Origin of the sequence: Pseudoroseomonas cervicalis ATCC 49957, assembly GCF_000164635.1 — a bacterium.
Lineage (GTDB): Bacteria > Pseudomonadota > Alphaproteobacteria > Acetobacterales > Acetobacteraceae > Pseudoroseomonas > Pseudoroseomonas cervicalis.
On sequence record NZ_GG770778.1, the window covers coordinates 205710 to 209811 of the forward strand.

Sequence of the window (4102 nt, forward strand, 5' to 3'; positions counted from 1 at the left end):
CCCGGCCGCTTTGCGCCAGGGCGCCATCCTGGTGGGCGGCGCCGCCGAGACCCTCTCCGCCCAGGTGCTCGACCTGCTGCGGGACGAGGCGTCGCGCCGCATCCGCGCCCGGGTGCGCCGCCATGCCGCACAGCTCGGCCTGGCGCCGCGCGCGGTGCGGCTGAAGGACACGCGCAGCCGCTGGGGCAGCTGCGCGCCGGATGGCACCCTGGCCTTCTCCTGGCGGCTGGTGATGGCGCCCCCCTGGGTGCTGGACCATGTCGTGGCGCATGAGGTGGCGCATCTGCGGGAGCTGAACCATTCGCCCCGCTTCTGGGCGCTGCTGGCGGGGCTGAACCCGCACCGCGCGTCGGCGCAGGCCTGGCTGCGCCGGCACGGGCCGGGCTTGCTGCGCGTCGGCTGAGCCGCTTTTGCCGGCGCCGCCGCGCTGCCCTACCCTGCCGGCCCCGACCCGCCAGGAGACCGACCCGATGCTGATCCTCGTCACCGGCGCCACCGCCGGCTTCGGCGCCGCCATCGCCCGCCGCTTCGCCCAGGACGGCGCCCGCGTCATCGCCCTCGGCCGCCGCGCCGAACGGCTGGAGGCGCTGGCCGATGCGCTGGGCCGCGACCGCGTGCTGCCCCTGCCGCTCGACCTGCGCGACAGTGACGCCATCGCCCCCGCCATCGCTGCCCTGCCGGCGGAATGGTCGGAGATCGACCTGCTGGTGAACAATGCCGGGCTGGCGCTGGGGCTGGAGCCGGCGCAGCGTGCCAGCCTGTCCGACTGGCAGACCATGATCGACACCAACGTCAAGGGCCTGGCCGCCATGACGCACGCCGTGCTGCCGGGCATGGTGGCGCGCGACCGCGGCCATGTCGTCAATATCGGCTCGACCGCCGGGGAGTGGCCCTATCCGGGCGGCAATGTCTATGGCGCCACCAAGGCCTTCGTCCGCCAGTTCAGCCTGAACCTGCGCGCCGACCTGTTCGGCACCAAGGTCCGCGTCACCGATATCGAGCCCGGCCTGGTCGGCGGCACCGAATTCTCCAATGTCCGCTTCGGCGACGATGCCAAGGCCGCCGCCGTCTATGACGGCACCGACCCGCTGACGCCGGAGGACATCGCCGATGCCGTCCATTGGGTGGCGACGCGCCCGGCCCGGGTGAACATCAACACGCTGCAGCTGATGCCGGTCTGCCAGAGCTTCGGCCCGCTGCGCATCCACCGTTGATCTTTCAGGCTGCCGCTGTCGGGTTTGGAGGCGGGACGCGGCAGGTTGGAGGGCGCGCGGGTGGGGCGGGGCGGCGGCCAGCGCCCCCGTCGCCGCCCGCCACCGGCGGGCGGCCCTGAAAGAAATCAGGCGGCCGCGGGGCTGGAACTGGAAAACAGCTCGTCCAGCGGCAGGGGGCGGCCGAACAGATAGCCCTGCGCCTCGGCACAGCCTTCCTCGCGCAGCCGGTCGCGCTGCGCCTCCGTCTCCACCCCCTCGGCCAGCACCGGCACCCCGAGGCCCTGGCCCATGTCCAGCACGGCGCGCAGGATGGCCAGCGCCGCCGGGCTCTCGCCGATCTCGCGCATGAAGCTGCGGTCCAGCTTGATCTTGTGGAAGGGGAAGGCGCGCAGCGTGCCGAGCGAGGAATAGCCGGTGCCGAAATCATCCATGGCGATGCCGATGCCCAGGGATTGCAACTGGCGCAGCATCTCCAGCGCCTGCGCCATTTCCTGCATCATGGCGCTCTCGGTGATCTCGAGTTCCAGCCGCCCGGGCGGCAGCCCGGTCTCGGCCAGGGTGGCGGCGACAAGGGCGGGCAGCGCCTCGTCGCGGAACTGCAGCGGCGAGAGATTGACCGCCACCTTGCCCAGCCGCTTCTCGGCCGCCGCCGCGGCGCAGGCCTGGCGCAGCGTCCAGGCGCCGAGCGGCCGGATCAGCCCGCTCTCCTCGGCCAGCGGGATGAAATGGTCCGGCGGCACCAGCCCGAGCTGCGGGTGGCGCCAGCGCAGCAGCGCCTCATGCCCGCAGAGCCGCCCGCTGGCCAGCACCACCTGCGGCTGGAACACCAGGAAGAACTGCCCCTCGGCCAAGGCCCCGGCCAGGTCCTGCGCCAGGCGGCGGCGCTGCTGCAGCCGGGCGTCCTGCGCCGCGTCGTGGAAGCAGGGCGGCCGGCCGGGCAGCGCCTTGGCGCGTTGCAGGGCGATGTCGGCATAGGCCATCAGCGTCTCCGCCTCGCCCGCATCCCCGGGGTAGAGGGCGGCGCCGATCGTGGCGCTGACCTCCCCGGTCCCGGTCCCGGTCCCGTCCCCGCCGCCGGCCGGCACGGCGAGGGCGGCGATGCGCGGCAGCCGCTCCTGCAGCGCCGCCTCGTCGCGATAGGGCAGCAGGGCGGCGAACTCATCGCTGCCGAGCCGCGCCAGCCTGGCCTCCGGCAGCCGCGCCGCCAGCGCCCGCGCATAGGCGCGCAGCACCGCATCGCCGGCGGCATGGCCGTGCAGCCCGTTCACGCTCTTCAGCCCGTTCAGCCCGAGCCGCAGCACGGCCAGCCCCTGCCGGCCGCGCGCCTCGGCCAGGGCCTGTTCCAGCAGTTCGAGGAAGCCGGCGCGGTTGGGCAGGCCGGTCAGCGCGTCATGCCGCGCCATGTGGTCCAGCCGCGCCTCCTGCGCCCGCTGCGGCCGCAGGTCGCGCAGCACGAAGACGCGGAAGCCCGGCTCGGGCAGCCCCTCGCGCAGCTGCACCGCCACCTCGATGCGGCGGCCATCGGCGTGCCGCAGCCAGCGCGATCCATCGGCCTCGCCCGCCTCCAGCAGCTGGCCGGGCAGGGGCTGGCCGAGCAGCGCCGCGCGCGGCCGGCCGCACAGCGCCTGGAAGCTGTGATTGGCCTCGACGATGCGCCCCCCCTGCACCACGGCGAGCCCCTCCATCGCCGCATCGGCCAGGCGGCGCAGCCGCTGCTCGCCCTCCTCCTCGGCCCGGCGGTCGATCAGCAGCGCGGCGAGGGCCGCGGCGAAGACCATCAGCGCCACGCTGAGCACGGCGAGGCCGAGCGAGGCCTCGGCCGAGGCCGGCTCCTGCCGGGGCAGCGGCAGCAGCTCGATCGCCGCCATGCCGGTGATGTGCAGCGACAGCACCGAGGCCGCCAGCACCACCCCGCCGCCGAGCCAGCCCGCCGGGCCGGGCCGCGCCCGCTTGCTCATCAGCGCCAGCGCGCCGAGCGCCATGCCGAGCAGCAGCGAGGCGCCGAGCAGCACCGGGGAGAAGCGCAGCACCCCGGCATCGCCATAGGCGCTGAGGCCGAGCAGGTGCATCGCCCAGGTGCCGAGGCCGAACAGCGCGCCGCCAAGCGGCGCCGCCAGCGCCCAGGGGCGCGCCGCCACCGCCAGCGCCACGGTGCCGGAGGCCACCGCCAGCAGCAGCGAGCCCAGCGTCGGCAGCAGGCGGAAGCCCAGGCCGAAGCCCGGCGCGTAGCCGAGCATGGCGACGAAATGCGTGCACCAGATGCTGGCGCCGACCGCCAGCCCGCCCAGCAGCAGCCAGCCGGCCCGGGCCTCGGGCCGGGCGCGGCGGGCGCGGTGCAGCAGGCCGAGCGAGACGGTGGCGCCGATCAGGCAGAGCAGCGCCGCCGCCAGCAGCAGCACCGGATCATGCTCCTCCGCCAGGCAGGTGTAGATTCGCCCCATTCCGAATGGCCACTCCACGGCGCCGGCCCTGGCCGCGCCCGCATCCTCAAACCGGCGTCTTGAAAGCCGCGACAAATCCGGCGGCCGGGACGTTCATCGGCCTGGCTCCGTAAAAAAGCGAGTAAATTCTCCCAATTTTGTGATGGCTTTGCCAGGATGCGGCCCGCATGACCGCCGCCGCCGCCCCCCTTCGCCTGCCCGATCGTCTGCGTCGCTTCCTCGGCCTGGCGCCCCGCCGGCCGAGCGGGCCGCGGCCCTGGCGCCTGTTCGGCGGCGGCGCCCTGCTGCTGCTGGCCATGCTGGCCGGGCTGCACGCCCTGCTGCAGGCCCGCATCGAGGCGGCGGAGAGCGAGCGCGCCCTGCAACTGGCCGAGGGGGTGGCGCGGGTGGTGAGCGGCCAGCTCTCCGCCACGCTGGCGCGGATCGACCAGCGGCTGCAGCGCCTGG

The 4102-nt window shown here is 74.8% G+C and carries 4 protein-coding genes; 3 read left to right on the forward strand and 1 reads right to left on the reverse strand.

From position 1 onward, the window contains the following. A partial coding sequence (locus HMPREF0731_RS08295; RefSeq protein WP_157136056.1) for a M48 family metallopeptidase occupies window positions 1–403 on the forward strand: 403 nt, incomplete at its 5' end. 67 nt (window positions 404–470) lie between these two features. Continuing rightward, window positions 471–1214 carry an SDR family NAD(P)-dependent oxidoreductase gene (locus HMPREF0731_RS08300; RefSeq protein ID WP_007003630.1) on the forward strand — a complete coding sequence of 248 codons (744 nt, stop codon included), beginning with the start codon at window positions 471–473 and terminating at the stop codon, window positions 1212–1214. Window positions 1215–1339: 125 nt separating this feature from the next. Here the strand turns inward: HMPREF0731_RS08300 and HMPREF0731_RS08305 are convergent, their stop codons facing one another. Beyond that, window positions 1340–3655: a bifunctional diguanylate cyclase/phosphodiesterase gene (locus tag HMPREF0731_RS08305; protein ID WP_007003631.1), complete on the reverse strand. Its 2316-nt coding sequence runs from the start codon at window positions 3653–3655 to the stop codon at window positions 1340–1342. A 167-nt stretch (window positions 3656–3822) separates the two neighbouring features. On the opposite strand from HMPREF0731_RS08305, the gene HMPREF0731_RS25165 reads away from it, so the two are divergent. Continuing rightward, window positions 3823–4102, forward strand: a 280-nt coding sequence (locus tag HMPREF0731_RS25165; protein ID WP_007003633.1) for a hypothetical protein, incomplete at its 3' end; no start/stop codon positions are given.

What these genes read in the sequence shown, in the direction of transcription:
- HMPREF0731_RS08300 (WP_007003630.1), top strand. Translation starts at nt 471, where the DNA reads ATGCTGATCCTCGTCACCGGCGCCACCGCCGGCTTCGGCGCCGCCATC.
- HMPREF0731_RS08305 (WP_007003631.1), bottom strand. Translation starts at nt 3,655, where the DNA reads ATGGGGCGAATCTACACCTGCCTGGCGGAGGAGCATGATCCGGTGCTG.